The organism is Methanobacterium sp. (assembly GCA_030017655.1).
Lineage (GTDB): Archaea > Methanobacteriota > Methanobacteria > Methanobacteriales > Methanobacteriaceae > Methanobacterium_D.
The window spans coordinates 1-504 of sequence record JASEIM010000096.1; the positions used below are offsets into that span (position 1 = coordinate 1).

At 37.5% G+C, this 504-nt stretch carries 1 protein-coding gene; it reads right to left on the minus strand.

The window, feature by feature from the left end:
* On the minus strand, positions 1 to 504 hold a 504-nt coding region (locus QMD61_11805), incomplete at both ends, for an alanine--tRNA ligase-related protein (protein ID MDI6725318.1).

Genomic DNA, 504 nt, shown 5'->3' on the forward strand with positions numbered 1-504 from the left:
GATTCATTTAACCCAAGATCTTTAATGAACCTAATTGTCCTTCTCAAAACTAATCTTGCCAGATATCCTTCTTTAACGTTAGAAGGAATTACTCCATCAGCGAGCATGAACGCCAAGCATCTTGTGTGGTCTGCAATAACATATATTGCTTCCATTGGTTTTGTAGCCTTTTCAAGCTCATCTAACGATATATTAAGCCGTTTTGCAACTCTTGATCTTAACTCTTTAAGGTCTGCAATGTCTTCAATATCCATCATCCCTGCAACTTGAGCGTTTTCAGCAAGAATTTTCATGTCCACTTCAACATTAGCTAATTCTTTTAATTTGTCAATTACAGGACCGAATGAAGCATCGTAAGCGGTTGGGGTTCCCTGTGATATCCAGGCAAATCTTTCAAGCCCATATCCTGTATCAACAATTGTAAGAGGGATTTCCTCATATTTTCCCCCTGGAAGTGTTTTATATTTTATAAAAACAAGTGTTGCTAATTCCACTCCTCTAACA